Below are 26,319 nucleotides of genomic sequence, written 5' to 3'. Positions count from 1 at the left end.
GTGCTGAATCTACATAGTAAAGACGCTTACAAGGCGGCCCGCACGCGGTGTCATCAGCTGGGCGGTGAGTCACGCTGCCTGACGCGGACCGGACCGTCGAAACCACCGACGGCGAGGACCTGCAAGCTCAGCCCTTCAGGGCTGAGAAGCTGACGGAAGTGACGTCAAGGAGGTGAAGAACGCGCGGATGTCGGTGACGAAGGTGCCGGGCTGTTCCAGGGCGGCGAACGTGCCGCCGCGCTCGTGCTCCACCCAGCCGACGATGTTGTTGTCGCGCTCGGCGAAGCGGCGGATCGGCCGCAGGATGTCCTTGGGGAACACCGAGATGGACGTGGGCACGGTGGCCGGTTCGAGCTCCCACTCGACGCTGGTGTCCTGGTCGGTGTCGGGGGTCTCGACGAAGGAGCGGGCGGCCGAGCCGGCGGTGTTGGTGAGCCAGTAGAGCATGACGGTGGTGAGCAGCCGGTCGGTGTCCACGGCGTCGTCGCTCCACTCGTGGAAGACCCCGGCGAACCAGGCGAGCAGCGCGACGGGGGAGTCGGCCATTCCGTAGGCGAAGGTCTGCGGCCGGGCCGACTGGATGAGCTTGTAGCCGTACTGCTCGGTCAGGTAACGCTCGCGGAAGGCCATCCGGTCCTGTTCGACCTCCGAGAGGTCGTCGAGTTCGCCGGGGGCGCCGATGGGAAAGCAGATGATGCCGTTGCCGTGCATGCCGACGACGCGTTCGGGGGCGAGCACCCCGACCTCGCGGGAGATCCAGGTGCCCCAGTCGCCGCCCTGGGTGCCGAAGCGGTCGTAGCCGAGCCTGGTCATCAGCTCCAGCCAGGCCCTGGCGACGCGGGTCGAGCCCCAGCCGAGCTCGCGGGTGGGGCCGGACAGGCCGTAGCCGGGCAGCGACGGGATGACCAGATGGAAGTCCTCGCTGAGCGGGCCGATCACGTCGAGGTACTCGACGGGGGAGCTGGGCCAGCCGTGCGTGATGAGCAGCGGCAACGCGTCCCGGCGGGCGGAGCGGACGTGCAGGAAGTGGATGTTCTGGCCGTCGATCTCGGTGACGAACTGGTCGTGCCGGTCGAGCTCGGCCTGGGCGCGGTGCCAGTCGTAGCCGGTGCGCCAGTGGTGGACCAGCTCCTTGAGATGGGCGAGCGGGACGCCGTGGCGCCAGCCGAGGCCGGGCACCTCGTCCGGCCAGCGCACCCGGTCGAGCCGGTCGCGCAGGTCGTCGAGGTCGCTCGGGGACGCTTCGAAGCGGAAGGGCCGGATGTCGTTCGCGGTCAAGGGTATGCCTCCAGCTCGGTTCGGTACGCTGTACCGTACAGCATACGGTTCATGCGTACCAACCTGGTTCCGAACCGGCGATGAGCGGAGCTTGAGGCTCCGAGCGGGCGCGGGCGATCGCGAAAGCGGCCCGACCGTTGATCTACGATGTAAAGGCGGTAGCTTGTGAGACATGGCCGCCTCGTTCCTCACCCTCACCACCGGCATCGAGCACGAGACGGAGGCGCGGCGGTCGCGCTTCATCTGCGCGGTGGCGCCCGCCCGGACCGTCGAGGAGGCGGCGGCCTTCATCGCCGAGCGGCGCCGCCTGCACCCGGGCGCCACCCACAACTGCACGGCCTACCTGATCGGGCAGCGCCTGCGGAAGGGCGACGACGACGGCGAGCCGGGCGGCACCGCCGGCACGCCGATGGTTCAGGCCCTGGCAGGCAGGGGGTTCGATGACGTGGTGGCCGTGGTCACCCGCTACTTCGGCGGCATCCTGCTCGGGGCGGGCGGCCTGGTGCGGGCCTACGGCTCGGCGGTGACCGAGACCCTGGACCGGGCCGACCCGGTGCGGATGGTCCCGGCCAAGCTGGTGCGCGTCTCGGTGGACCACGACCAGGCCGGCCGGGTGGAGAACGACCTGCGCGCCTCCCGCCACCCCGTCCACGAGGTCGGCTACGGCCAGGCCGTGGACTTCTCGGTCGCGGTGGCCGACGACGAGCTCGACGCCTTCGCGGACTGGGTGGCGACCCTGACCTCAGGCCGGGCCACGGTCGTGGTCGCCGCCGACATTCATGTGCCCGAGCCCGTGTGACCGGCGGGGGCAGCCTTAGCGGGATCAGCCTTAGCGGGATCAGCCTTCGAGCGCGTACTGCATGACCCGGAACTTCGCCTGGGCCTCGGCCAGCTCGGACGCCGGGTCGGAGTTGCCCATGATGCCGCCGCCGGCGAACAGCCGGGCGCGCCGGCCGCTGATCAGCCCGGAACGCAGCGCGATGCCCCACTCGCCGTCGCCGTGGGCGTCGATCCAGCCGACGGGCCCGGCGTAACCGGCGCGGTCCATGCCCTCGAGCTCGCGGATGACGTCGATGGCGGTGGGGGTGGGGGTGCCGCCGACGGCGGCGGTGGGATGCATGGCGGCGACGACGTCGAGGACGGAGGCTCCGTCGGCCAGGCGGCCGACGACGTGGCTGGCCAGGTGCTGGACGTTGGGCAGGACCAGCAGTTCGGGCTCGTCGGGGGTGTGCAGGGAGGAGCAGAGCGGCGCCAGGGTCTGGCGCACGGAGGCGATGGCGCACTCGTGCTCGTGGCGGTCCTTCTCGGAGGCGAACAGGGCGGCGCCCCGGGCGAGATCGTCGGCGGCGCTGGTGCCGCGCGGGGTGGTGCCGGCCAGGACGAGCGACTCGATCTCCTGGCCGGTGCGGCGGATGAGCAGCTCGGGGGTGGCGCCGACGAGGCCGGCGACGGAGAACGTGTAGCAGTCGGGGTAGCGGTGCGCCAGCCGGGTGAGCAGCAGGCGGATGTCGATGGGGTGCTCGGCCGTGGCGAGCAGATCGCGGGCGAGGACGACCTTCTCCAGCTCGCCTTCGCGGATGCGCTTGGCGGCGTGGGCCACCACGTGCTCCCACTCGGGAGCGGTCAGGCTGCCGTCGCCATAGCTGACGCGGCCGGGATCGCGGACCGGGGTGAAGGTCTCCAGGGGCGTGTCACCGATGGTGGTGAGCCAGGCGCGGCCACCGCGGCGGGCGAGGATCGCCTGCGGGACGGTGAGCACGGAGCCGGGGGAATTCTCGTCGAAGGTGAAACTGCCGAAGGCGACGGGACCGGAGCCGGGAGTGTTGACCGCGTCGTCGACGTGGGCCTCGCCCAGGATGTCCGCGAGCCATTCGCGGGCCCACGCGAACCGGTGGGGGCCGGGAGGCACCGCGACGCGAGCGGCCTCTCCCCAGCCCACGAGCCCCTCGCCGTGCCTGATCCACGCGTAGGGCGCGGACCTGGGCAGGGACGCCAGCAGGTCACCCGGGTCGCCAACGGGGGTGGTGCGAACCGGTAGTGGGCGGGTGGTTCCGAGCGCGACACTCACCCGAGACACTCTATGCGTGAACTGAACACGTTCGACTGGGACCCCGGCTAATGACGGGTTACGGTCGTTCGACAGGGAAAGGTGCGCATCCGGCAGGGTTTCGGGCGCACGCGGCCAGGGCGGCACTGTCAAGCCGCGATATGAAGTCGGTCCTGAGATGGCAGTCCTTGCCGTGAGGTCATGGTGGGCCGTTGGCCGGCTCCCTACCTTGAGCCCATGATCGGTCGTCTGTCGCCGTTGCTCGGCGCTGTGGTGGTGGTTCTCGGTTCCGGAGCGGCGCAGGCCACGTCGGCCCCTCCGGTGCCGGCGACGATGGTGGCCCTGGGCGATTCCATCTCGTCGGGCTTCAACGCGTGCGGCTGGTACGTGTCGTGCACCTCGCGTTCGTGGTCGGCCGGGGACAACCTCGAGGTATCCAGCCACTACCTGCGGTTGCTGCGGATGGACCGCGACATCAAGGGGCACAACAGCAACCTGGCGGCGCCGGGTGCGACGAGTGCCGACCTGATGGGGCAGGTGCGGCGGGCCATCGACCTCAAGCCCGGCTACGTGACGGTGCTGATCGGCGCCCAGGACGCGTGCGTGCGCACCGAGCGGGAGATGACGCCGGTGGCCGTCTACCGGCAGCGGCTGGACCAGGCGTTGACGGCGTTGCACGAAGGGGTGCCGGGGGTGCGGGTGTTCGTGTCGAGCGTCCCCGACCTGCGGCGGCTGTGGCAGGTGGGCAAGGACAACGCGATCGCGCGCACGTTCTGGGCGCTGGGGCGGATCTGCCCGGCCATGCTGGCCGAGCCGACGTCGGTCAAGCGGGCGGACGTGGAGCGGCGGGCGCGGGTGCGGGCGCGGGTGATGGCCTACAACCGGGAGGCGGCCGAGGCCTGCGCGTCCCTGGGAGAGTCCTGCCGTACGGACGGGGGCGCGGTGTTCTCCTACCGCTACACGCTGGACCAGATCAGCCGGTGGGACTACTTCCATCCGAACGCGGCGGGGCAGCGGGTGCTGGCGGAGCAGACGTTCAAGCGAGGGTTCGACTGGCTGGATCCGCGTTAGCGGCACTGGGCGAGCATGGCGGTCTTGTCGGCCCTGGTCACGGGCAGGCCGTACTTGAGCGCCACCTGGGCGAAGCGGGTGACGTAGGCGCAGCGGACGCGGCGTTGCGGCGGGAGCCAGCCGGCCGGGCCGGAGGCGTCCTTCTGCTCGTTGGCCGCGCCGTCGACCGGCAGCAGGTTGAGCGGGTCGTTGGCGAAGTCGAGGCGTTTGGACATCGGCCAGCGGGGCGCGCCCATGCGCCAGCCGTAGCCGAGCGGCACGACGTGGTCGACCTGGACCTCGTCGGCACGCTCCTTGTGCCAGTGGATGGTCCGGCCGGTGTAGGGGTCGGCCAGGCGCATCGCGACGACCACGCAGCGGGAGCCGTCGCGGTATCTGATGTCCTGTCCGTCGCGGGCGAGCAGGTCGTCGCGGGTGCGGCAGCCGTTGCGGGCGTAGGGGACTCCGGTGGCGTCGTCGGCCCAGTTGGCGCCGTAGCGGGTGCGGGTGTAGCCGGTGGCGGGACCGCGGCCCTTGACGCGTAACCGCTGGATGAGCCGGCGGGCGGTGGCCTTGTCGGCGGCGGTGGTGATGGGCGCCAGGCCGGGCAGGGTGCCGCTGGCGTTGCCGAGCGGGCTGGCCGCGGTGGCGGCGGTGGATTTTCCGGAGCCGAGAATCGCTGCGACGAGTGCGGCTCCCGCCAGGATGGCGACCGCGTCCTTGGTGCTCAAGCACGCCTCCGGGGGGTGGGGGAGGTTCTCTAGAGAGATTTCCCCGGCATGGTCTGCTTTGACACGGTAAGGCCTTGTGGGCGGTGAGGGGAGGAGGATGTGACCGTTTCGTCTGGCGAAGCCTTCCTCTGCCTCAAGGGCTCGAAAACCTCACATGGGATCCCCCTCGTTCATAAGAAGAGGTTGACGAGGGGGAGGTTCACGATGGAGAGGTCGACCGAGGTGAGAAGGTCAGAGCTGAGCCTGTGGAGCTGAGGGGGCCGGGGGTTTGACCCAGGTGCCGTCACGGCGGGCGAGCAGCTCGCGCAGCAGTTCCTCCCACTGGGCGCCGATGACGTCGGCGTCGTAGCCGCGTGCGGTCTCCAAGCCGCCGGCGGCGAGTCTGCGTCGCAGCGGCTCGTCCTCGATGACCCGCAGGATGGCGGCCGCGAGGTTGGCGTTGGTGCGCGGCTTGACCAGCAGCCCATCGGCCTCGTGGGTGATCATTTCCTTGGGGCCGTGAGGGCTGTTGAAGCTGACGATCGCGAGCCCCTTGGCCATGGCTTCGAGGATGGTCATGGGGAAGCCCTCGTGGCGGGAGCTGAGCACGAAGACGGAGGCCTTCTCCAACTCGGCGCCGATGTCGGAGGTGGCTCCCGGCATCTCGACCTTGCCGTCGAGGCCGGCTTCGGTGATCTGGGCGCGCAGGTTGTCCTCCTGGGGCCCGGCGCCGAAGATGCGCAGTTTCCAGTCGGGATGGCTCCGGGCGACCTCTTCCCAGGCGGTGATGAGCCGGTGGAAGCCCTTGAGCCGGGTCAGCCGGCCGACGGCGATGACGACCTTGGCGTCGAGCTTGGCCACGTCACCGGTCAGGGGCGGCACGGCGTTGGGGATGCGGGTCAGCTTCCTGGGCTTCTTGGTCAGGGTGGCGCGGTAGTCGCGCAGGTCGGCCTTGGTGAGGGTGACGAGCGCGTCGAGGCGGCGGTAGCGCCACTTGATGAGCGCCTGCATGGAGTCGGGCTGGGTGCGCAGGGCGACGTGCTCCTGGCCGATGGTGATGACGCCGGGCAGGGCTAACTGGGCCATGGCGAGGTTGAGCCCGGGCCGGGTGGCCATGAGCACGCCGGTGTCGAGCGAGCGAATGTAGCGGGCCAGCTTGAGGTCGGTCCACAGGGAGAAGCGGTGGTACGCCGACTCATCCGGGGGGATCAGCTTGCTGGGCAGCTTGGACAGCATCGCGCGCATCGGGTCGAGACCCGGACTGACCCGGTCGTCCAGATAGCGGAACTTGACCCGCGGATCGACGGGGAAGAACGGCTCCTCGGCCTCCTTCAAAACGCTGACGATCTCGACGTCGTGTTCGCGCGCCAGGTAGCCGGCGACGTTGAACACGGTCCTGATCGTGCCGCCCATGCCGTTGGCGTGCAGGAGGAGGATGCGGACCCGGTCGGTCGACGCAGGCGGCGCGTCGCGCTTCTTGCGCCGGTTGTATCCCCTGTACAGCCGGACCATCGCTGACTTGCCCTTGCGTGCCAGTGCGCGCACCTGTGGGGTCCCTCCTTCTCGTGAGAGCGTCACAACACACGTGGCCGGTGGCGAGACGTGCTCGCCACCGGCGCTTCGTATTGGCTGCGGTGGAGTGCGCCATCAGTCCCCGTGGCACTATCCCCACCTATGATCATTAGACGCCACAAAGGGTCTTAAGGTTGCATGCGCGACAGATGCGGGGTCCCAGGGCGAGGAGAGCGTGGGACGAACAGGGTGAACCAGACGGCCGGGACGCCGGCCCGGCCGTCCGGTCATGTCACCGGGTCACGCCTCGTCGGGCTTCCTGGTTTCCTTCTTGATCTCTTTGGCCTGGCGATCCGCCTTCATCGCCTGCTTCTTGGCCTTGCCGGACTTGGCGGACGGTTTCTTCTTGATCTCTGCCATGGTTTCCCCCTGTGGATTCTGGTGCCGATTGGCACACTAAGTCGCTTAATACCCGTTTGGCACTGAAACCCGACATAGCATCAATAACCACTCCGGAATGTCACAGCAGGGTCAGCTGTTGCGGCTGAGGCCGTGGCTGACCGGTGGGCCGGGACGGCGGCCGGCGGGCCCGGGCCGGGGTCGCCCGGCCGACCCCGTGGCGCGCGGCCAGCTCCTTGACCTGGCCGGTGACGCGCTGCTGATAGGCCTTGGGGGCGTAGGCGCCTCTGCCGTACAGCTCGAGATAGCGCGGCACCAGTCGCGGGTGCTCGCGTGAGAGCCACGTCAGCCACCACTCGCGCGCCCCCGGACGCAGGTGCAGCACGATCGGCGCGATATGGGTGGCGCCGGACGCGGCGATCTCCCTGACCGTGCGCTCCAACTGGGCGGGGGAGTCGGTGAGGTAGGGCAGGATCGGCGCCATCAGCACGCCGCAGCCGATGCCGTGGTCGTTGAGCGTGGCGCACACCTCCAGCCGCCGGTGCGGGGCGGGAGTGCCGGGCTCGACCGCGCGCCAGACGTCGGGGTCGAGGAAACCGGCCGACACGTTGGCGCCGACCTCGGTGACGTCGGCCGCCTCGGTGAGCAGGTCGAGGTCGCGCAGGATGAGCGTGCCCTTGGTGAGGACGGAGAACGGGTTGGCGGCGTCGCGCAGCGCGGCCAGGATGCCGCGCATCAGCTGGTAGCGGCCCTCGGCGCGCTGGTAGCAGTCGACGTTGGTGCCCATCGCCACGTGCCCGCCGTGCCAGCTCGGCGCGGTCAGCTCCTTGCGGGCCAGCTCGGCCGCGTTGACCTTGACGACGATCTTGGAGTCGAAGTCGGCTCCGGCGTCGAGGTCGAGGTATTCATGCGTTTTGCGGGCAAAACAGTAGACGCACCGGTGCCCGCAGCCCCGGTAGGGATTGATCGTGTGGGTGAACGGGACCCGGCTGGCCGCCGGAACCCGGTTGATGATCGAGCGAGCCCGGATCTCGTAGAAGGTGCTGCCCCTGAACTCGGGGGTGTCGAAGGTACGGGTGACCGCGCCACCGGCGAACAGCGGCACGGCCGGATCGTCCTGACCGTCCGTGGCGGTCAGGCGCAGGTTGTCCCAGCGCATCCCATGATTAGAACAAAGATTCGACAGTGATCGCAAACGCAAAGTGACGGCAATTACCTGCCCAGGCCGGGGCTAATGATCTTCAGGGTTGGGCAGGAAACCCTGACAGAGCTTGCGTTCCGGAGGTGCGCCTATGGCCTGGTCGCAGGATGAGGAGCGGATGCTCGCGCAGATCGAGCGGCATCTGGTCGATGACGACCCCCGGCTCGTCGCCCGGCTGGAGTCGTTCAACGAGCGAGTGCGCCGCAGCGAGGCGAAGGACGGCGCCGACGGCGGCGGCAGGCGAGGGCCGCGCCGCTCCACGATCATCATCCTGATCAGCTGGCTGCTCATCGCGACCTTGGTCGCCACGCTCCTGATCATGGTTCTCCAGCACGAGGCGGCCACCCTGGCCGCCACCCTCTGACGGCCTGCCGCTCTTCGTCCTCGCGGCTGATTTTCCATCCGCCTTGTGGCCGGTTATTTGGGGCTGTCGGTGATGGCCGGCCTGCCGCCGGACGAGGTGATAGCCCTGCTCCGCGAACGGCTCGAAAGCCTGGAGCGCCGGCTCGCCGGTCAGCGTGAGGCACTGGAGCGCGAGCGCGCCGAGGTTCCGCGCCTGTTCCTCGTCGAGTCGGAGTACGCCCTGGCCGCCGGGGAGGCCGAGACCGCCTGGACCAGGTCGCTGTTCGACGAGCTGGTCACCGGTGCCTTCCCCGGACTGGAGCAGTGGCGCGACTTCCACGAGACGGGCCACGTCCCCCCGGACGTGGCGGCCATCGCCGAGAGGGGCACCGACACCCTCTGAAAGCGAAGTCCCTGACAAGGGAAACCCACTGAAAAGGCCCCCGGCGCAGGTGCGGGAACACCGTCGCCAGGGGCCTCGACCTCGAACCGACACCCGCGGGAACGGGCTCCGGCCACGAGATGGCACTCGCAAGGATAGCCGGGGTTCTCCGCCGCGGGCCGATCCGCCCACAGGAGAACGACCATGACAGATCTGCGGACCACCACCGCGACCGTGACGTCCGAAGACGGCACCACCATCGCCTACCGCCGTCTGGGCGAGGGGCCGGGTCTCGTGCTGCTGCACGGCGCCATGCAGTCCGGGTACAGCAACATCGAGTTCGCCCGGGAACTGTCCAAGGAGCACACCTGCTACGTGCCCGACCGGCGCGGCCGGGGCAGCAGTGCCCCCGGCGGTGACGACTACGGCGTCCGCAAGGAGGTCGAGGACCTCGACGCCCTGCTCACCGCGACCGGCGCCCGTGACGTGATCGGGATCAGCTCGGGCGCCATCATCGCCCGGAGGGGGAGGAGCCGACGTTCCGGGCGCTGGCGCCCACGCTGCACCAGGACGCGCTGCTGGTGGCCGAGACGGCCGGGGCACTGGACGCGTATCGGGCGGTGCGCGCCGAGGTGCTGCTGCTGGGCGGCTCACGGAGTCCCGCCCACCTCAAGGGCGCGCTGGCCGCCCTGGAGCCCGTCCTGCCCTCCGCTCGCCGGGTCGAGCTGCCCGGCGCGGACCATCAGGTCACCTGTAACGCCGCCATGGGCGGCCGGCCCGCTGTGGCGGCCGACGAGGTGAGGCGCTTCCTGTCCTGACCCTGGCGCCGCGTGCCCGAGCCTGGATGCCCGAGGCCGCGGGGAGGGGCGGAGACCGCGGGCATGCGATGAAGGGTCAGAGGCCGCGGAGGAAGGCGGCCGCGATGGGGGCGGCCACCTTGCCGCCCCCGCCGCCGCCTTCCACCACGACCGCGAACGCGACGTCCCCCTTGAAGCCCATGAACCAGGCGTGCGAGTCGAGCTTCTCGCCCGTGCCGTACTCGGCGGTGCCCGTCTTGCCGCGGGTGCCGGCCGGCAGGCCGGCGGACTTGGCGGTGCCCTTGGTCACGACGGCGGCCATCATGGCGTGCAACTGGGACTTGACGCCGTCGGGCAGCGGCTGCTGGGTGGCCTTCTGCTTCAGGTCGGGCACCAGGGTGGGCGGCCGCCAGGTGCCGTCGGCGATGGCCGCGGCGACCGACGCCATCGACAGCGGGCTGGCGGTGATCCGGGCCTGCCCGAACGCCTCGGCGGCCAGCTCGGCGTCGGACTGGGCGCGGGGGAAGCTCGCCTTGGTGGCGGGCACGCCGATGTTCAGTGGCTGGTTGAAGCCGACCTGCTCAGCCGTCTCCAGCAGCTTGGCGGCGCCGAGGTGCTGCTTGGCCAGCGGGGCGAACGTGGTGTTGCACGAGTGGGCGAAGGAGTCGAGGAACGACAGCGACCCGAAGTGCTCCTTCTCGGAGTTGCGGATCTTCAGGCCGCCCACGGTCGCGTACTGCGGGCAGGTGACCGTGTCCTTGGGCGACAGCCCGGCGGCCAGCAGCCCGACGGCGGTGACGGCCTTGAAGGTCGACCCGGGCGGGTAGCGGCCGTCCAGCGCCCGGTTGAAGCCGCCCTGGTTGTTGACGACGGACAGGATCTCGCCGGTGCTCGGCCTGATGGCGACCAGGGAGGTGGGCTTGTCGACGTCCTTGACGGCGGCGACCGCGGCGGCCTGGGTGGCGGCGTCGAGGGTGGTGCGCACGGGTTCGCCGTCGGTGCCGTCGATGGTCGCGAGTTTCTTGCCGCCGACCTGGATCTCGGTGGTCGGGGTGCCCGCCAGCCGCTTCTCGAACGTCTCCTGCAGCCCGCCGCGCCCGACCGCCTGGCCGGTCTTGTAGGCGGCGCCGAGCTTGCCCACGTCCTTCTTGGTCGCCTTGTCGAGGTAGCCGACGAGCTGCTGGACGGACCCGCCGACGGCGCCGGTGTCGATGCGCTCGCCGCCGGCGTCGGTGATCTCGGCCCGGTCCGGCCAGCGTGTCTTCAGGGCGAACGACGCGCCCGAGGTCAGCGACGGGTGCAGGGTCGCGGGAGTCCAGGCGACCTTCCAGGCACGGTCGGCCACGGTCAGGTCGAGCCGGCCCTGGTAGGTCCACTCCCCGACGTTCTTCAGCTTGACGGTGGCGGTGTAGGGGACGGTGGCCCGGTCGTCGCCCGGGCTGACCTGGCCGAGCTCGACGGTGGTCGACTCGACGCCCAGGCCGGTGCTCATCTGGTCGTAGGCGGTCAGCGGCTGGGGGGTGGCGAGCTCGGCGGTCATGGCCGTCTTGTCACCCGCCTGCCAGGCGGCGACGAACCGCTGCGCGGTCTCGGCGGGAGTGCCCCGGGTGTGCAGCAGGTAGTAGGCGCCCCCGCCGGCGGCGCCCGCCGCCAGCAGGGAGACGCCGGACACGATTGCGATGGTGCGGCCACGCGCCACTGGTCAGCCCCCTGGTCGTCGGCAGCGTTTCCTCGGATGGGTCCCCGAGCTTAGTGGGGATGAATCAGGACATACCGCTGGCGGCTTTGAAACTGGCGGCGTAAGTGGGCACGTACTCCTGCCCGGACTCCTTCTGGATCGCCGACATGATCTCGTCGGTGACGCGCCGGCGGTCGCGAGCGTTGGCATGGTCGCCCTTGAACGTCAGCGGCGCGCCGATCCGGATGCCGATGCTGGCCGGGCGCGGCACCTTGGCGCCCACGGGCAGCACCTTCTCGGTGCCGGAGAGCGCGACCGGCAGCACCGGCGCGCCGGTCTTGAGCGCCAGCCAGGCCACGCCGATCTTGCCGCGGTAGAGGCGGCCGTCGGGGGAGCGGGTGCCCTCGGGATGGATGCCGAACAGCTCGCCCCGCTCCAGCAGGTCGGCCGCGGCGTCCAGCAGCGCCTGCGCGGCGTGCGCGCTGTCGCGGTCGGTGGGCAGGCTGCCGCCGAGCCGCATGAACCAGCTGGAGACCGGGTTGCCGGAGAAGTACTCGTTCTTGGCGGCGAACGTGACGTGCCGTGGCAACAGCGCGGGAAGCAGGAACGAGTCGAGCACCGACAGGTGGTTGGCGGCCAGGATCGCCGGCCCCGTCCGAGGCACGTGCGTCGCGCCGGAGATGTGCGGGCGGCACATCACATGCGCGAGCGGCGTGGCGGCGAACTTGACCACTTGGTACAGCAACATGCGCTCCTGATGATCGTCGGTCGGCCACCCCACCATAAAGCAGGCGCCCCGGCTGGGACCGGAGCGCCTGCAAAAAAACACGTTAAGGCCGATGTGGCGGTCGCCTCCTCGGCGAGATGCACAACACGGCTCCAGCCGAACGGTATTCCGTGAAGGCGGTAATTTGCGGCCCGGGGGACACAGACCACATCGGCCATTCGACTCTAACGGACATCCGGCAGGGCGTATTCCACCTGCCCCAAAGAATCGGTCACGTTCTGGTCCAGTGCGGCTGGACCACGTCGAAGACCCGCAGCTCACGGCCACGCAACGCGACCTCGGCGAACTGCCACAAAATCGCCCCGGTCGGCGCGTGGATGACGATCGACGGCCCCAGCGGCATCTGCAGCAGCTCGCCCCGCCAGCGCGGCACCCCCGGCGCCAGGAACCACTCCAGCGGCACGTCGTGCACGGAGGCCACCTCTCGCGGGTCGGGCACCGGCTGCTGCCTGCCGCCGAAGGCCACCACCGGCGTGATGACGAACCCCGAGTCGGTGACGAAGTCGTCGAGCAGCCCCGCCACCTCGACCCCGGTGACCGCGGTCTCCTCGGCCAGCTCCCGTAGCGCCGCCTCGACCGGCTGCTCTCCGTCGTCGAGCCGGCCGCCGGGCAGCGCCCACTGCCCGGGGTTGCGGCCGTGCGGCGCGCGCCTGATGAGGATCGTGTAGGGCCGGTGGTCGGTGTCCTCGAGCACGCACACGGTGACGGCCGCGCGGCGGATCCCCTCGGCGGGCGGCACCTGCCTGCGGTCGAAGGCGGCCAGGTTGGCGCTGATCAGCTCGCGCAGCTCGTCGATCGGGGGAAGCACCCGCCCAGCTTCTCATGCGCCCGCCCGCAGGCCGGGACGCGGTCACCCGTCGCGCCCGGCCCCCGGCAGCCGCACGACGACGCTCAGGCCGCCCGCCGGGCGTGCCCGGGCGGTGACCGTGCCGCCGTGCGCGTCGACGATCGCGCGCACGATCGACAGGCCGAGCCCGGAGCCGCGCGCCGACCGCACCCGGTCGCCCTGCAGCCGCCGGAACGGCTCGAACAGATCCTCCACCTCGTACGCCGGGATCGGATGGCCGGTGTTGTCCACGGTCAGGACCGCGGCGTCGCCGTCCACACGCAGGCTCACCGCCACCTCGCCGTCGCGCACGTTGTACTTGACCGCGTTCTCCAGCAGGTTGAACACGCACCGCTCCAGCAGCAGCGGGTCGCCCACGACGAGAGCCGGCCGCAGGTCGTCGCGGAGGGTGACCCGCCGTCTGCGGGGATGCAGGTCGAGTTGTTCCAGCGCGGCCCGTACGACCTGCTCGGCGTCGACGGTGCGGTGCACGGCGAGCTCCTGCTCCGACTCGGCCAGCAGCAGCAGCCCCTCGATGAGCCGTTCGTAGCGGGCGTTGGTGCCCAGCAGCGCCCGTGCCAGCGCCTTCAGGTCCGGCGAGGCCTCGGGCTCCTCCAGCGACACCTCCAGCACCGTACGGTTGATCGCCAGCGGGGTGCGCAGCTCGTGGGAGGCGTTGGCGATGAACCGCCGCTGGCCGTCGAACACCCGGTGCAGCCGGTCCAGCATCGCGTCGAACGTGTCGGCCAGCCGTTTGACCTCGTCCGGCGGGCCGTTCAGCGCGATCCGCTCGTGCAGTGTGCTCTCCGACAGCCGCCGCGCCGTCTCGGTCACCCGGTCGAGGGGGCGCAGCGCCCGGTCGGCCACGAGATAGCCGAGGACCACCGCCACGATCCCGATCAGCATCATGATGACCACGGAGGAGCGCAGCATCTCGTCGAGCACGCCGTCGGCCCGCTGTCTTACGTCCGTCTCCAGCCGCCGGAACATGACGTCGTGCTGGAGGGGCGAGCCGCCGGCTCCCGGAGTGGCCGCCGGGCCGATCATCGTCGACTTGACCGCGAACCGCTCGTTGAGTGCCCGCCCGGTCAGCAGGTAGGTCGACCACAGCAGCAGCGAGCCGGCCACGAAGAACAGGCCGCCGTACAGGAGGGTGAGCCGCATCCGCAGGCCCAGCCTCTTCCACGGCGGCGCGGCGCGTCTCACAACCGGTACCCGCGGCCGGGCACGTTCTCGATCATCGGGGGTGCGCCGAGCTTCTTGCGCAGTGAGGTGAGGGTGACGCGCAGCACGCCGCTGGCGGGGTCGGCGTACTCGTCCCACGCGCTCCTGCGCAGCTCCGCCGCGGCGACCAGGCCGCCGTCGGCGCGCAGCAGCTCGCGCAGCACGTCGAACTCCTTGCGGTTCAGGGTGATCTGCCGCCCGTCGCGGGTCACCGTGCGGCGGCCGGGGTCGAGCCTGATCCCGGCCCGCTCCAGCGCGGCCGGCCGCGCCCGGGGGGAACGGCGGGCCAGCGTCCGGATCCGGGCCACCAGTTCGGCGAACACGAACGGCTTGACCAGATAGTCGTCCGCGCCCAGCGACAGCCCGCCGACCCGCTCGCTCACCCGCCCGGCCGCCGTCAGCATGAGGATCCGGCTGGCCGGCGCGGCGGCGGCCAGCTCGGCGCACACGTCGTCGCCGTGCACCTCGGGCAGGTCGCGGTCCAGGACGACGACGTCGTAGTCGACGTAGCCGGCCAGGTCCAGTGCCTCCTGCCCGTCGTACACGACGTCGACCGCCATGGCGTGCAGCCGCAGGCCCCGCGCGACGGCGTCGGCCAGCTCCTCCTCGTCCTCCACGACGAGCACCCGCATCGGCCACCCCTTTCCCGTTCCGCTGTCGAGCGTGGCGGATCAGGTGTTAGCCGCGAATAAGGAGATCACCGGCTTATCCGCTTTTAGCACCAGGACCGGTGAAGTGTGCATCGCGCCCCGGGCGAACGACCCGTGGCGCGAAGGAGTGACAGTCATGAACGTCCGACCGGTACTGGCCGCGTTGCCCCTGATCCTGGCGCTGGCCGCGTGCGGAGGTGCTCCCGCGAAGCAGGACGGGGTGGCCAGCGCGGCCAGCGGCTCCGCCATGCCCACGACGGCCGCCACGGCGACGCCCGGCGCCTCGGCGCCCACCGATCCGAGGGAGGCCCAGCTCAAGTTCGCCCAGTGCATGCGCGAGCACGGCGTGCCCATGGACGACCCCGAGCCCAACGGCGCCATCAGGATCAAGGCGAAGGAGGGGATGGAGCAGCAGGTCAACGAGGCCCAGCAGGCGTGCAAGCACTTCATGGACGCCGCCATCGGCGACCGCATGGGCAAGCCTGACCAGAAGGCGCAGGACCGGGCGCTCAAGTTCGCCCAGTGCATGCGCGAGCACGGCATCCAGATGGAGGACCCGAGCTCCGACGGCAAGTTCAAGATCAACATCCCGGCCGGAACGCCGGAGGAGAAGATCAACGCGGCCCACGAGGCGTGCAAGGAGTTCAAGATGGCCGGTGGCCCGCGATGAAGAAGGCCCTCACCCTGGCGGGCGGCGGCCTGCTGGCCGTCGCCGCGGCCTGGACGGGGATGGTTCTGCTCGGCGAGTCCGGCACCGGCGCGGCGGAGCCCGCCCCGCCGGCCGTCCCGGCCACGGCGCAGATCACCCGGCAGGACCTGGTGGACACCAAGACGGTCGACGGCTCGCTCACCTACTCCGGTGAACGCGAGGTGGGCACCGACGCCTCCGGCACGGTCACGTGGGTGCCCGCGCAGGGCGCGCTCATCCGCCGCGGGCGCCCGCTGCTCAGGGTCGACCGGAAACCGGTCGTCCTCATGTACGGCAAGCTGCCGCTCTACCGGGAGCTGCGGCAGGGCGTCTCCGACGGTCCGGACGTGAAGCAGCTGGAGCGCAACCTCAAGGCGCTCGGCCACGGCGAGTACCTGACGGTGGACGACCACTTCAGCTACGCCACCCACCTGGCGGTCCAGCGCTGGCAGGACGACCGGGGCCTGCCGGAGACCGGCCGGCTGGACGCCGCGCAGGTGGTCTTCCTGCCCGGGGTGGCCCGCGTGACCGACGTCAAGGCGAAGGTCGGCGGCAAGGCCGGCCCCGGACGGCCGGTCCTCACGGTCAGCGGCGTCCGGCGGCTGGTGCACGTCGACCTCGGCACCGGCGACCAGGCCATGGCCCGCCGGGGCGCCAAGGTGGCCGTCGAACTGCCCGGTGGCGAGCGGGCCGCCGGGACCATCACCTCGGTGGGCACCGTGGCCGAGAGCTCCGGCGACGAGCGGGACGGCACCACCACCATCGACGTGGACATCACGCTGGGCAAGACTCCCAAGACCAAGCTCGACCAGGCTCCCGTGGAGGTCGAGATGCAGAGCGAGCGGCACGAGAACGTGCTGGCGGTGCCTGTGGAGGCGCTGCTCGCGCTGCGCGAGGGCGGCTTCGGCGTCGAGGTGGTCGAGGGCGCCGCCACCCGGATCGTGTCCGTGAAGACCGGTGCGTTCGGCGGCGGGCTGGTCGAGATCGAGGGCGACGGGCTGGCCGAGGGCATGAAGGTCGGGGTGCCCGCCTCATGAACGGTCCCTTCCCCGTCGTGGAGCTGCGCGGGGTGTCGAAGGTGTATCCGGGGCGGGTGCACGCGCTGCGCGGGGTGGATCTGACCGTGCAGCCGGGCGAGCTGCTGGGCATCGTCGGGCCGTCGGGGTCCGGCAAGTCCACCATGCTGCACATGATCGGCACTCTGGACCGCCCCACCAGTGGCACCGTACGGATCGCCGGGTACGACGTCGCGGGATTGTCCGACCGTGAGCTGTCCGCGTTGCGCGCCCGTCATCTGGGCTTCGTCTTCCAGCAGTTCCACCTGGCTCCCGGCCTCAGCGCGCTGGACAACGTGGCCGACGGGCTGCTCTACACGGGCACCGGCCGGCGCGTCCGCCGCGAGCGCGCCGCCGCGGCGCTGGAACGGGTCGGACTCGGCCACCGGCTGACCCACAGGCCGTCCCAGCTGTCCGGGGGCGAGCAGCAGCGGGTCGCGGTCGCCCGCGCGGTCGCCGGGGACCCGCCCCTGCTGCTGGCCGACGAGCCCACCGGCAACCTGGACTCGGCCGCGGGCACGGAGGTGCTCGCCATCCTGGGCGAGCTGCACGCGGCCGGCACCACGATCGCGATCATCACCCACGACACGGAGATCGCCGCCTGGTGCCCGCGTCAGGTCCGCGTCCGCGACGGGCGGATCGTCGCCGAGACGGACGCCGAGACGGACGCCGAGACGGACGCCGAGACGGACGCCGAGACGGACGCCGAGATGGGCGCTGAGGCCCGTGCTGAGGCCGGTGTCACGATCGGTGAGGGGGGCGGTCGTGAAGCGTGAGCGAGGGCCGGCGCCCGCCCGGCTCGCCGTCGCCGACGTGCTGCGGGTCGGCGCATCGGGGCTGCGCGCGCGTCCCACCCGGGTGGTGCTGTCGGCACTGGGCATCGCGATCGGCATCGCCACCATGATCGCGGTGGTCGGCATCTCGTCCTCCTCCCGCGAGCAGCTGCTGCGCCAGCTCGACCGGCTCGGCACCAACCTGCTGACGGTCACGCCCGGCCAGACCATGTTCGGCGAGGAGGCCAAGCTGCCCACCAGCGCGCTGGCCATGGTCGAGCGCATCGGCCCGGTCCGCACCGCCGCCGCCACCGGCGGGACGGACGCCACCGTCCGGCGCACCCGGCACATCCCCGAGGCCGTCACCGGCGGCATCGCCGTCCAGGCCACCACCACCGGCCTGCTCTCGACGCTGGAGGGCGCGGTGGTGAAGGGCGCCTGGCTGAACGCCGCCACCGAACGCCGGCCCGCCGTCGTCCTTGGCGCCGAGTCCGCCCGGCGGCTCGGCCTGGCCCGCACCGGGGTCCAGGTGTGGATGGGCGGGCGGTGGTTCACCGTCATCGGCATCCTCGGCCCGATGCCCCTTGCGCCGGAGATCGAGCGGTCGGCGCTGGTCGGCTTCCCCGCGGCGGAGGAGTTCCTCGGCTTCGACGGGCATCCCACGACGCTCTACGAGCGGTCGGCCGACGAGTCCGTGGAGGCGGTGCGGGCGGTGCTGCCGCGCACGGTCAACCCGGAGAACCCGGAGGAGGTCACGGTCAGCCGGCCGTCGGACGCGCTGGCCGCCAAGGCGGCGGCCGCGGGCGCGTTCACGAACCTGCTGCTCGGGCTGGGCGCGGTCGCGCTGCTGGTCGGCGGGGTCGGGGTGGCCAACACGATGGTGATCTCAGTGCTGGAGCGGTGCCGGGAGATCGGGCTGCGCCGGTCACTGGGCGCCACGCGGGGGCAGGTGCGCGTCCAGTTCCTGTCGGAGTCGCTGCTGCTGTCGGCGCTGGGGGGCGTGGTCGGGTCGGTCTTCGGGGCGCTGGCCACCACCGGCTACGCGCTGGCGCGCGACTGGCCGCCCGTGGTGCCGCCTTGGGCGATCGGCGGGGCCATCGGCGCGACGCTGCTCATCGGCACCATCGCCGGAATCTACCCGGCGATGCGCGCCGCCCGGCTGTCACCCACGGTGGCGCTGACCACCACCTGACCCGGACGGCCCGCCGCCACAGGCCGCCCCGGCCAGGCACTCCGGTCGGGGCGGCGTACGGTCATCACATCATGTTGCTGACCACGAGCCAGCCGAGGATGAAACCGATGATCATGGTCACGCCGGAGGTGATGGCCGCCCACTTGCCCAGGGACTCGCCCCGGGTGTGACCGACGATGCCCAGCACGATGCCGGCCAGGCCGAACAGGATGGGAATGAACAGCAGGGCCACCGCCGCGCAGACGAACGCGATGATCGACAGGATCGGCGTCGATCGGGCCTGGGGCTGCGGGTAGGGCGAACTGTAGGCCGGAGGCGGCGGTGGTGGTGCCTGCGACCACTGGGGGTCGCCGGCGCGCGGATCGTCGCCTGTGGGCGGGTTCTGCGGGGAGGTCATGACCTGTCTCCTCTCGAAACGCACCAGGTGGCGGCCCGTTCCTCACGTGATTCACATCACATACCGAATCTACTTCCATGTCGACCGAATGCCGCAAAGACCCCCATCGCGGTCAGGAAAGCCCCGGCGGCAGCGGCCGGGCGTGCACCACGTCCAGCCGGGAGACCGCCCGGGTGAGCGCCACGTACAGCCGGTTCCTCCCGCGCGGCTCGGCCTCGACGATCGCGGCGGGCTCGGCCACCACCACATGGTCGTACTCCAGCCCCTTGGCCAGCGAGGCGGGCAGCACGCTGAGCCGGTCACCCACGTCGAGGCCGGCGTCCCACAGTGCGGCCGTCAGCGTCTCGGCGTCGGCGTCGGCCGCGATCACGCCGACCGACCCCTCGAAGGTCAGGGCGTCGCGCGCCGCCGCGACGACGCCCCGCTCCAGGCCGGTCACGGGGGTGACGCGCAGCCGCCCGTCTGAGCGGTAGGAGCGGGTGACGGGCACGTCGGCGTCGAGCGTGGCCAGCAGCCGGTTGGCCAACCGGACCACCGCGCCGGGCACCCGGAAACCCGTGGTCAACGCCACGACCTGGGCCTCCGGCTTGCCGAGCCGCTCCATCACCGCGGGCCAGGAGCTGGCGGCCCAGGGGGTGGTGCCCTGCGCCAGGTCGCCCAGCACGGTGACCGAGCCGTGCTCGGTGCGCCTGGCGACCGCCCGGCACTCCATCGGGGACAGGTCCTGCGCCTCGTCGACGATGACATGGCCGTAGCCGCGTGGCCGTTCGAGCAGGCCGGCGATCTCGTCGAGCAGCACCAGGTCGGCGGGCGACCACTTCGCGCTCTTGTAGGTGCGCGGCGGCCTGGCCCAGGTGATGGCGGCCCGCTCGCCGGGGGTGAGGACACCGTCGCCGGCCCTGCCGGTCAGCACCTCGAACAGCACCTCCTCGGGTCGTACGGCCGGCCAGACGGCGTCCAGGCAGGGAGTGACGGCCCGGCCGGCCCGGCGGGTCCAGGCCGCGTCGATCGTCCGGCCGCGCGCCTCGGCCTGCCGTTCGGCCAGTGAGACCACCCTGGCCCGTACGCGTTCGCGCCCGATCGCGTACGGCAGGCCCTCGCGCCGGGTGTCGTCGACGACGCGGCGCAGCTCGCTCTCACCGACCCGCCACCGGTAGGAGCCGTCGGTCACCACGACCGGCTCGACCGGCCGCCGGACGCGGCGGAACAGGGCCGCGCGCAGCACGTCGGCCATTCGCGCGTCGTGCTTGACGGCGGCGGCGGCCGGGGTGTCGGCCGCCGTCACGGGCACGGTGCCCAGCAGCCCCTCCAGGGTGGTCTGCTCGACGTCGACCTCGCCGAGGGCGGGCAGCACGGCCGAGATGTAGCCGAGGAAGGCCCGGTTGGGACCCAGGACCAGCACGCCGCCGCGCCGCAGCCGCTGCCGGTGCGCGTACAGCAGGTAGGCGGCCCGGTGCAGGCCGACGGCGGTCTTGCCGGTGCCGGGAGCGCCCTGCACGCAGATCGACTCCTCCAGGCCGGCGCGCACCAGATCGTCCTGTTCGGGCTGGATGGTGGCGACGATGTCGCGCATGGGGCCGACGCGGGGACGTTCGATCTCGGCGGCCAGGATCCGGCTCTCGCCCTGCTCGCCGAGCGCGAGCCGTTCGTCCTCGAACGAGGTGAGCGTGCTGCCGGACCAGCCGAAGCGGCGGCGTACCGCGACGTCCTGCGGGTCGCGGGCGCTGGCCCGGTAGAAGGCGCGCGAGACGGGCGCCCGCCAGTCGACCACGACCGGCGGGCCGCCGTGCTCGCCGGAGATGTGCCGCCTGCCGATGTGGTACGCGCGCCCCGGGTGCTCGGCCGAGGCATGGCCGAAGTCGAGCCTGCCGAAGAACGGCGGGCCCTCCGGCATCTCGCTCAGCTCCTTGGCCAGGCTCTTGAGATGGCGCCCGAGCCGCTCGGCGCTGTAGCGGTCGGCGGCCACCGTCTCGCCGGTGATGACCGTGTCGCGTGCGGAGTCGAGCATCCTGCGCAGCCCGGCCCGGCACCGCTCGACGTACGCCCGCTCATCCTCGAGCCCTTCCACGGCACCCCCTGAAATCGTTAACTCGGTCAATGTATTGACCAGGTTAACACTTTGTTAGGGTGGGACTCATGACGGGACTGCGACAACTGCAACGGCAGCGCGTGCGTGAGGCCATCTCGGCCGCGGCCATCTCGCTCTTCCTGGAGCGCGGCTTCGACGAGGTGCCCGTGACGGAGGTGGCCGCCGCCGCGCGGGTGTCGAAGCCGACGCTCTTCAAGTACTTCCCGACCAAGGAGGACCTCGTCCTGCACCGCATCGCCGACCACCAGGGCGAGGCGGCGCGGGTCGTCAGGGAGCGCGCTCCGGAGGTGGACCCGGTGACCGCGCTGCACCGCCACTTCCTCGACGGCCTGGCCCGCCACGACCCGGTCACCGGGCTCAACGACCACGTCCAGGTGCTCGGCTACCACCGGATGGTGTTCTCCACGCCCAGCCTGGCCGCGCGGGTGTTCCATTACATGTCGCGGGACGAGGGGGCGCTCGCCGAGGCGCTGGCCGAGACCACCGACGAGCTGACCGCGAGCCTCCTGGCCGGCCAGGTGCTCGCCGTCCAGCGGGTCCTCGCCCGGCGCACCTGGCAGGCCCTCGCCGACGGGCGCCCGCTCGCCGAGGTGGAGGCCGAGGCCGTGCGCGCCGCCGACCACGCCTTCTCCCTGCTGAGGGGATAGCGGCTTACGCGTCCGGCGGTCGGAGACCGCGCCGATCCTGACGGCCGCGACATCTCACCGCGTCAACCGGCGCACGACCGCGACGTTCCGCCGCCCCGATCGGCGAAACGGTCTCATCACCGCATGGCGGCCACCCCCTCCAGGAGGCGGTCGACGTCGGAACGGTCGTTGTAGTGGACCAGGCCCGCGCGCACCGCGCTGCCCGCGTCGCGGATGCCCAGCGCGGCGGTCAGCTCCCAGGCGTAGTTGTGGCCGTTCCACACGTTGACCCGGGCCGCGGCCAGCCGTTCGGCGACCTCCTGGGGGCTCAGCCCGGCCACCGTGAAGTAGGCGGTCGCGGTGCGCCTGGCGGGCTTGCCGTAGACGGTGACGTGCGGCATCGTCTCCAGCCCTTCGACGAGCACGGCGAACAGCTCCAGCTCGTGCGCCTCGGCCGCGGCCATCGAGGCCAGCACCCGCTCGCGGCGGCCGCCCGTGCCCGGCACCATCGCGGCCAGGTGGTCCACGGCGGCGCTCACCCCGGCGAGGTCCGCGAAGGCCGCGGTGCCGAGCTCGAACCGCTCGGGGACGGTGTCGGCCGAGGAGGCCAGCTTGTCCGGCCTGATCCGCTCCAGCAGCGCGGGATCGGCCACGACCGCGCCGATGTGCGGGCCGGACCACTTGTAGGCGCTGGTGGCGTAGAAGTCGGCGCCCAGCGCCCGCATGTCGACCGGGCCGTGCGCGGTGGCGTGCACCCCGTCCACGTACGTCAGGGCGCCGGCCTCGTGCGCGAGCGCGCAGATCGCGGCCACGTCGGGGCGGGTGCCGAGCACGTTGCTGGCCGCGGTCACCGCCACCAGGCGGGTCCGCTCGCCGATCAGCTCCCGGTACTGCTCCACCGGCAGCTCGCCGGTGACCGGGTCCACCTCGGCCCAGCGGACCGTGGCGCCGACCTGGGTCCACGGCCGGACGTTCGCGTCGTGGTCCAGCCGCGACAGCACCACCTCGTCGCCCGGCCGCCAGTCCTTGGCCAGGGCGGCCGACAGCCGGTAGGTCAGGGTCGTCATGTTGGGGCCGAGGATCACGCCGCCGGGGTGGCCGCCGACCAGGTCGGCGACGGCGGCGCGGCAGCCGGCCACGATGGCGTCGGAGCGGTGGCTGGCGGGGAAGGCGCCCCCGACGTTGCCGATGCCCGTGCGGTAGGCGCCGGAGACGGCGTCGATCACCGCCTGGGGCGTCTGGGTGCCGGCGGCACCGTCGAGGTAGGCGTAGCCGTCGGTCAGCGCGGGATAGGCGGAACGTACGTTTTCGAGAGGGAAGAGCATGATGCGTTCATGCTCAACCGGGCGTGTCCTCAATCAGGGTGAGGCGGACACGCATCGGGGTGAGGCGGACACGCGTCGAGGTGAGGCCGGGACACGCGCCCCCGCTCCCTTGAAGTGGTGGGCGGAGTCTGATTTGTTCGGGGTCGGAGGTATGAGTCATGCCGCAGCTGACCGCCCTGGACGCGCAGTTCCTCCAGTTCGAGACGGCCACCAACATCGCCAACATCGCCGGCCTGGGGATCGTCGAAGGCGAGCTCGACCGCGCCGGCCTGCTGGCCCTGCTGGAGGCCCGGCTGCCGTACGTGCCCGCGCTGCGCCGCAGGCTCGCCCGCGTCCCGCTCGGCCTGGACCACCCCTACTGGGCGCAGGAGGACGAGCTCGACCTCGACTACCACGTGCGCGAGCTCGGCCTGCCGTCGCCGGGTGACGACGCGCAGCTGGCCGAGCAGGTCTCCCGGCTGCACTCCCGCCGCCTCGACCGCGCCCGGCCGCTGTGGGAGATCTACCTGATCCACGGCCTGGCCGGCGGGCACACGGGCCTCTACACCAAGATCCATCACGCGGCCGTCGACGGGATCGGCGGCGCCGACGTACTGGCCGCGCTGCTCGACACCGGGCCGGTGCCCGCGCCGCCCCCCGCCGAGCCGCCCGAGCACGACCCAGCCCCGCCGGGGGCGGTGGAGATGCTCGCCCGCGGTCTGGCCCGGCTCGCCGGCAACCCGGCGCAGGCCGTCCGGTTCGCCGCCCGCGCGGTGCCCCACCTGGACGAGATCCCCGTCGTGTCCCGGATCCCGGGCAGCGGCACGGTGTCCGGGCTGGCCCGCAGGCTGGCCGGGTCGGGACGGGCGCCCGGACTGCCCTCGCTGCCCGCGCCGAGGACGCCGTTCAGCGGACCCGTCTCCGAGCACCGCCGCTTCGCGTTCGTGTCGCTGCCGCTGGACGAGGTCAAGCAGGTCCGCAAGGCGCACGAGGTGACGGTCAACGACGTCGTCATGGCCGTGTGCGCCGGAGCGCTGCGCCACTGGCTGGCCGCGCACGGCGGCGTGCCGCGCCGGCCGCTGGTGGCCGGGGTGCCGTTCTCGCTGCGGGCCGCCGGGATCGAGGGCACCGGCAACCAGGTGTCGTTCATGACCGCGCCGCTGGGCGTGCACCTGGACGATCCCCTCGTCCGGCTGCGCCAGGTGAGCCACGCCATGCGGCGCATCAAGGAGAGGTTCGCGCTCGCCCCCGCGCCGTGGCTGAGCGAGCTCAGCGAGTCGATGCCGGCCGCGCTCATGGGGCTGGCCTCGCGGTCGGCGTTCGGGCTGCTCGGGCAGACCGCGCCGCCCGTCAACGTGGCCGTCTCCAACGTGCCCGGGCCGCAGCTGCCGTTGTACGTGTGCGGGGCCCGGCTGCTCGGTCACTACCCGGTCTCGGTGATCACCGACGTGAGCGGCGGGGTGAACATCACCGCCTTCTCCTACGACGGCTCGCTCGACATCGGCGTCGTCACCGACCGGACCATGGTCCCCGACGCCTGGGAGCTGGCCGGCTACCTGAGGGACGCGCTCGACGAACTGCTCAACGCGGAAGGGAACGTGCCGCGATAGCGTCTAGCCTGCCGCCATGCGCCTGACTCTCCGGGTTCTCAACCGCACGACGCTCAACCGCCAGCTCCTGCTCGGCCGTGCCGCCCTGTCCGCGTCGCAGGCGATCGAGCGCCTGGTCGCCCTCCAGGGCCAGGACGCCAACCCGCCCTACTTCGGGCTGTGGTCGCGGCTCGCCTCCTTCACTCAGGACGACCTGACGTCCCTGCTGTACGGCAGGCGGGTCGTCCGCAGTTCGCTGCTGCGCGGCACCCAGCACCTCACCCTGGCCGGCGACTACCTTTGGCTGCGTCCGCTCATGCAGGCGCCGCTGTCCAGGGTCCGGCAGGCGGGGTTCGGCAGGGGCACCCGCAGTGTCGACCTGGAGGAGCTGGCCATGCTCGCCCGGGGCCACCTGACCGGGCGCACGCTGACCCGCTCCCAGCTGCGCGACCTGCTCGCCGAGCGGTGGCCTCAGGCGGAGGCTCCCGCCCTCGGCTGGTCGGCCCAAACCCTGCTGCCCGTCGTCCACACGCCGCCGAGCGGCGTCTGGAACCGGGGCGGCGGCACCCCGTTCACGCTGGCCGAGGAGTGGCTGGGGCGGCCGCTGGACCCGGCGCCGCCGGTGGAGCGGCTGATCACCCGCTATCTGGCCGCCTTCGGCCCGGCCTCGATGATGGACGTGCAGGCGTGGTCGGGGCTGACGCGGCTGGGCGCGGTGATGTCGGCCATGCCTTTACGGAAATATCAGGATACGGAGGGGCGGGTTCTGTACGACCTGCCCGACGCCCCGCTCGCCCCCGAGGACATGCCCGCGCCCGTGCGCTTCCTGCCGTACTACGACAACCTCATCGTCGCCTACGCCGACCGGACCCGGCTGATGACCGTCGAGCAGCGCCGGGTCGTGTGCGTCGGCGCCATCGTCTACCCGACCTTCCTGGTCGACGGCTTCGTCGCCGGCAGGTGGGATCTCAGGGACGGCGACCTCGTCGTCGAGCCGTTCGACCCGCTGCCCGAGCCGGTCATGGCCGAGCTGGCCGACGAGGGCCGCCGGCTGCTCGCCTTCGCCGGCGCCCCGGGCGCCGTCAGCTGGATCGGACCTTGACCCACTCCTCGCAACCGCCGGTCGCGAACCCGCGGTCCGTGGGCTGGATGGTGACCGTCACCGGGCCGGTGACCTTGTTGGACTCGATCTCGTCGGCGGGCAGCCCGGCGGTGGAACTGAACCGGGCCCAGAAGCAGCTGACCATGGGATTTCCGTCCCTCGATCTCGACGTGTACGTACCGGGCTCGATGTCCTCGCCCACGATGAGCATGTGCACCGACCAGTCGTCGCCCGGCTCTGCCCGCGGCTGTGTACGCAGCGCCGCCGGTGTGCCGCCGGCGGTGCCGCCGGGGGTGGGCAGGGTCCCGCCGGTGGTGGCGGCCACCGAGGGCAAGGGGGCGCGCGCCACGCTCTCGTCCGTGGACGTCATCCCTACGACCAGCCAGGCCAGGAAGCCCAGCGCCGCCGCCAGGCCCGAGCAGAGCAGGATGATGGTCGGGCTGCTCTTCGCCTGACGGCCGCCCGGAGTTCCGTACGTCACGGGGCGAGCCTCCCATCCGGATCGCGGCGGAGACAGGGCTTGCGGTGGCGCGAGGGGTAGGTCGTCGTCCCAGGGGGAACAAGCCGGTCAGGATGGTCTCAGCCGTCGCGGTCTGAAGATCGTGGTCTCGCCCGACCCGA

The 26,319-nt window shown here is 71.8% G+C and carries 26 protein-coding genes; 12 read left to right on the top strand and 14 right to left on the bottom strand.

The window, feature by feature from the left end; genetic code table 11:
- Positions 1-135: 135 nt before the first annotated feature.
- A complete protein-coding gene (locus tag AB0I38_RS38550; protein ID WP_358494619.1) occupies positions 136-1,278 on the bottom strand; it encodes an epoxide hydrolase family protein in 1,143 nt (380 codons plus the stop codon).
- Positions 1,279-1,450: 172 nt separating this feature from the next.
- Here AB0I38_RS38550 and AB0I38_RS38545 point away from each other — a divergent pair, with 172 nt between their 5' ends.
- Positions 1,451-2,077, top strand: a complete 627-nt coding sequence (locus tag AB0I38_RS38545; protein WP_358494616.1) for an IMPACT family protein — start codon at positions 1,451-1,453, stop codon at positions 2,075-2,077.
- A gap of 39 nt (positions 2,078-2,116) precedes the next feature.
- On the opposite strand, the gene AB0I38_RS38540 is transcribed toward AB0I38_RS38545, so the two are convergent.
- Complete coding sequence (locus AB0I38_RS38540; protein ID WP_358494610.1) at positions 2,117-3,346, bottom strand: isochorismate synthase; 1,230 nt, start codon at positions 3,344-3,346, stop codon at positions 2,117-2,119.
- A 216-nt stretch (positions 3,347-3,562) separates the two neighbouring features.
- On the opposite strand from AB0I38_RS38540, the gene AB0I38_RS38535 reads away from it, so the two are divergent.
- Positions 3,563-4,396, top strand: coding sequence for an SGNH/GDSL hydrolase family protein (locus tag AB0I38_RS38535; RefSeq protein WP_358494605.1), 834 nt, complete (start codon positions 3,563-3,565; stop codon positions 4,394-4,396).
- Here the strand turns inward: AB0I38_RS38535 and AB0I38_RS38530 are convergent.
- The 3 genes from AB0I38_RS38530 to AB0I38_RS38520 form a co-directional block, all read right to left on the bottom strand.
- A complete protein-coding gene (locus AB0I38_RS38530; protein WP_358494600.1) occupies positions 4,393-5,106 on the bottom strand; it encodes a GmrSD restriction endonuclease domain-containing protein in 714 nt (237 codons plus the stop codon). The genes AB0I38_RS38535 and AB0I38_RS38530 overlap by 4 nt on opposite strands.
- A gap of 231 nt (positions 5,107-5,337) precedes the next feature.
- Positions 5,338-6,630, bottom strand: coding sequence for a glycosyltransferase family 4 protein (locus AB0I38_RS38525; protein WP_358494597.1), 1,293 nt, complete (start codon positions 6,628-6,630; stop codon positions 5,338-5,340).
- A 487-nt stretch (positions 6,631-7,117) separates the two neighbouring features.
- A complete protein-coding gene (locus AB0I38_RS38520; RefSeq protein WP_358494592.1) occupies positions 7,118-8,155 on the bottom strand; it encodes an Rv2578c family radical SAM protein in 1,038 nt (345 codons plus the stop codon).
- 133 nt (positions 8,156-8,288) lie between these two features.
- Between AB0I38_RS38520 and AB0I38_RS38515 the strand changes: the two genes are divergently transcribed.
- The 3 genes from AB0I38_RS38515 (at position 8,289) to AB0I38_RS38505 (ending at position 9,722) form a co-directional block, all read left to right on the top strand.
- On the top strand, positions 8,289-8,561 hold the full coding sequence (locus AB0I38_RS38515) for a DUF3040 domain-containing protein (RefSeq protein ID WP_358494587.1): 273 nt from the start codon (positions 8,289-8,291) through the stop codon (positions 8,559-8,561).
- A 45-nt stretch (positions 8,562-8,606) separates the two neighbouring features.
- A complete protein-coding gene (locus AB0I38_RS38510; protein ID WP_358494584.1) occupies positions 8,607-8,942 on the top strand; it encodes a hypothetical protein in 336 nt (111 codons plus the stop codon).
- A 183-nt stretch (positions 8,943-9,125) separates the two neighbouring features.
- Positions 9,126-9,722, top strand: coding sequence for an alpha/beta fold hydrolase (locus tag AB0I38_RS38505; RefSeq protein ID WP_358494580.1), 597 nt, complete (start codon positions 9,126-9,128; stop codon positions 9,720-9,722).
- Positions 9,723-9,815: 93 nt separating this feature from the next.
- On the opposite strand, the gene AB0I38_RS38500 is transcribed toward AB0I38_RS38505, so the two are convergent.
- The 5 genes from AB0I38_RS38500 to AB0I38_RS38480 all read right to left on the bottom strand — a co-directional run bounded on the left by AB0I38_RS38500 (position 9,816) and on the right by AB0I38_RS38480 (position 14,865).
- Complete coding sequence (locus tag AB0I38_RS38500; RefSeq protein ID WP_358494577.1) at positions 9,816-11,390, bottom strand: penicillin-binding transpeptidase domain-containing protein; 1,575 nt, start codon at positions 11,388-11,390, stop codon at positions 9,816-9,818.
- 91 nt (positions 11,391-11,481) lie between these two features.
- Positions 11,482-12,144, bottom strand: a complete 663-nt coding sequence (locus AB0I38_RS38495) for a lysophospholipid acyltransferase family protein (RefSeq protein WP_358494572.1) — start codon at positions 12,142-12,144, stop codon at positions 11,482-11,484.
- Positions 12,145-12,394: 250 nt separating this feature from the next.
- Positions 12,395-12,991: an NUDIX hydrolase gene (locus tag AB0I38_RS38490; RefSeq protein ID WP_358494567.1), complete on the bottom strand. Its 597-nt coding sequence runs from the start codon at positions 12,989-12,991 to the stop codon at positions 12,395-12,397.
- Between the two features lie 42 nt (positions 12,992-13,033).
- Positions 13,034-14,215, bottom strand: coding sequence for a sensor histidine kinase (locus tag AB0I38_RS38485; protein WP_358494559.1), 1,182 nt, complete (start codon positions 14,213-14,215; stop codon positions 13,034-13,036).
- Positions 14,212-14,865 (bottom strand): response regulator transcription factor, encoded by a 654-nt coding sequence (locus tag AB0I38_RS38480; protein WP_358494554.1) that lies wholly within the window; start codon positions 14,863-14,865, stop codon positions 14,212-14,214. Before AB0I38_RS38480 ends, AB0I38_RS38485 begins: the two co-directional genes overlap by 4 nt.
- A 154-nt stretch (positions 14,866-15,019) precedes the next feature.
- On the opposite strand from AB0I38_RS38480, the gene AB0I38_RS38475 reads away from it, so the two are divergent.
- The 4 genes from AB0I38_RS38475 to AB0I38_RS38460 are packed head-to-tail and all read left to right on the top strand — an operon-like array spanning position 15,020 to position 18,591.
- Positions 15,020-15,553, top strand: coding sequence for a hypothetical protein (locus AB0I38_RS38475; RefSeq protein ID WP_358494550.1), 534 nt, complete (start codon positions 15,020-15,022; stop codon positions 15,551-15,553).
- Complete coding sequence (locus AB0I38_RS38470; protein WP_358494547.1) at positions 15,550-16,608, top strand: peptidoglycan-binding domain-containing protein; 1,059 nt, start codon at positions 15,550-15,552, stop codon at positions 16,606-16,608. The genes AB0I38_RS38475 and AB0I38_RS38470 overlap by 4 nt, the downstream gene beginning before the upstream one ends.
- Positions 16,605-17,402, top strand: coding sequence for an ABC transporter ATP-binding protein (locus tag AB0I38_RS38465; protein WP_358494542.1), 798 nt, complete (start codon positions 16,605-16,607; stop codon positions 17,400-17,402). The genes AB0I38_RS38470 and AB0I38_RS38465 overlap by 4 nt, the downstream gene beginning before the upstream one ends.
- Positions 17,392-18,591 (top strand): ABC transporter permease, encoded by a 1,200-nt coding sequence (locus tag AB0I38_RS38460; protein WP_358494538.1) that lies wholly within the window; start codon positions 17,392-17,394, stop codon positions 18,589-18,591. Before AB0I38_RS38465 ends, AB0I38_RS38460 begins: the two co-directional genes overlap by 11 nt.
- A 64-nt stretch (positions 18,592-18,655) precedes the next feature.
- Here AB0I38_RS38460 and AB0I38_RS38455 read toward each other — a convergent pair whose 3' ends face one another.
- Both AB0I38_RS38455 and AB0I38_RS38450 read right to left on the bottom strand, forming a co-directional pair.
- On the bottom strand, positions 18,656-18,988 hold the full coding sequence (locus AB0I38_RS38455) for a hypothetical protein (RefSeq protein ID WP_358494533.1): 333 nt from the start codon (positions 18,986-18,988) through the stop codon (positions 18,656-18,658).
- A gap of 112 nt (positions 18,989-19,100) precedes the next feature.
- Positions 19,101-21,056 (bottom strand): HelD family protein, encoded by a 1,956-nt coding sequence (locus tag AB0I38_RS38450; RefSeq protein WP_358494529.1) that lies wholly within the window; start codon positions 21,054-21,056, stop codon positions 19,101-19,103.
- Positions 21,057-21,124: 68 nt separating this feature from the next.
- Here AB0I38_RS38450 and AB0I38_RS38445 point away from each other — a divergent pair, with 68 nt between their 5' ends.
- Complete coding sequence (locus tag AB0I38_RS38445; RefSeq protein WP_358494526.1) at positions 21,125-21,724, top strand: TetR family transcriptional regulator; 600 nt, start codon at positions 21,125-21,127, stop codon at positions 21,722-21,724.
- 116 nt (positions 21,725-21,840) lie between these two features.
- Here the strand turns inward: AB0I38_RS38445 and AB0I38_RS38440 are convergent, their stop codons facing one another.
- Complete coding sequence (locus tag AB0I38_RS38440; RefSeq protein WP_358494524.1) at positions 21,841-23,028, bottom strand: cysteine desulfurase-like protein; 1,188 nt, start codon at positions 23,026-23,028, stop codon at positions 21,841-21,843.
- A gap of 158 nt (positions 23,029-23,186) precedes the next feature.
- Between AB0I38_RS38440 and AB0I38_RS38435 the strand changes: the two genes are divergently transcribed.
- Both AB0I38_RS38435 and AB0I38_RS38430 read left to right on the top strand, forming a co-directional pair.
- On the top strand, positions 23,187-24,617 hold the full coding sequence (locus tag AB0I38_RS38435) for a WS/DGAT/MGAT family O-acyltransferase (protein ID WP_358494520.1): 1,431 nt from the start codon (positions 23,187-23,189) through the stop codon (positions 24,615-24,617).
- Between the two features lie 16 nt (positions 24,618-24,633).
- On the top strand, positions 24,634-25,698 hold the full coding sequence (locus AB0I38_RS38430) for a winged helix DNA-binding domain-containing protein (RefSeq protein ID WP_358494516.1): 1,065 nt from the start codon (positions 24,634-24,636) through the stop codon (positions 25,696-25,698).
- Here the strand turns inward: AB0I38_RS38430 and AB0I38_RS38425 are convergent.
- Positions 25,679-26,179: a hypothetical protein gene (locus tag AB0I38_RS38425; protein WP_358494513.1), complete on the bottom strand. Its 501-nt coding sequence runs from the start codon at positions 26,177-26,179 to the stop codon at positions 25,679-25,681. The genes AB0I38_RS38430 and AB0I38_RS38425 overlap by 20 nt on opposite strands.
- Positions 26,180-26,319: the final 140 nt, after the last annotated feature.

This window comes from Nonomuraea cavernae, assembly GCF_040655715.1.
GTDB lineage: Bacteria > Actinomycetota > Actinomycetes > Streptosporangiales > Streptosporangiaceae > Nonomuraea > Nonomuraea cavernae_A.
This window is presented reverse-complemented; position numbering and strand designations above follow the sequence as displayed.

Excerpts from the sequence above, each read along its gene's own strand:
- AB0I38_RS38545 (WP_358494616.1), top strand. The coding sequence starts at position 1,451 with ATGGCCGCCTCGTTCCTCACCCTCACCACCGGCATCGAGCACGAGACG.
- AB0I38_RS38535 (WP_358494605.1), top strand. The coding sequence starts at position 3,563 with ATGATCGGTCGTCTGTCGCCGTTGCTCGGCGCTGTGGTGGTGGTTCTC.
- AB0I38_RS38520 (WP_358494592.1), bottom strand. The coding sequence starts at position 8,155 with ATGCGCTGGGACAACCTGCGCCTGACCGCCACGGACGGTCAGGACGAT.
- AB0I38_RS38515 (WP_358494587.1), top strand. The coding sequence starts at position 8,289 with ATGGCCTGGTCGCAGGATGAGGAGCGGATGCTCGCGCAGATCGAGCGG.
- AB0I38_RS38505 (WP_358494580.1), top strand. The coding sequence starts at position 9,126 with ATGACAGATCTGCGGACCACCACCGCGACCGTGACGTCCGAAGACGGC.
- AB0I38_RS38495 (WP_358494572.1), bottom strand. The coding sequence starts at position 12,144 with ATGTTGCTGTACCAAGTGGTCAAGTTCGCCGCCACGCCGCTCGCGCAT.
- AB0I38_RS38480 (WP_358494554.1), bottom strand. The coding sequence starts at position 14,865 with ATGCGGGTGCTCGTCGTGGAGGACGAGGAGGAGCTGGCCGACGCCGTC.
- AB0I38_RS38475 (WP_358494550.1), top strand. The coding sequence starts at position 15,020 with ATGAACGTCCGACCGGTACTGGCCGCGTTGCCCCTGATCCTGGCGCTG.
- AB0I38_RS38470 (WP_358494547.1), top strand. The coding sequence starts at position 15,550 with ATGAAGAAGGCCCTCACCCTGGCGGGCGGCGGCCTGCTGGCCGTCGCC.
- AB0I38_RS38465 (WP_358494542.1), top strand. The coding sequence starts at position 16,605 with ATGAACGGTCCCTTCCCCGTCGTGGAGCTGCGCGGGGTGTCGAAGGTG.
- AB0I38_RS38455 (WP_358494533.1), bottom strand. The coding sequence starts at position 18,988 with ATGACCTCCCCGCAGAACCCGCCCACAGGCGACGATCCGCGCGCCGGC.
- AB0I38_RS38445 (WP_358494526.1), top strand. The coding sequence starts at position 21,125 with ATGACGGGACTGCGACAACTGCAACGGCAGCGCGTGCGTGAGGCCATC.
- AB0I38_RS38440 (WP_358494524.1), bottom strand. The coding sequence starts at position 23,028 with ATGCTCTTCCCTCTCGAAAACGTACGTTCCGCCTATCCCGCGCTGACC.
- AB0I38_RS38435 (WP_358494520.1), top strand. The coding sequence starts at position 23,187 with ATGCCGCAGCTGACCGCCCTGGACGCGCAGTTCCTCCAGTTCGAGACG.
- AB0I38_RS38430 (WP_358494516.1), top strand. The coding sequence starts at position 24,634 with ATGCGCCTGACTCTCCGGGTTCTCAACCGCACGACGCTCAACCGCCAG.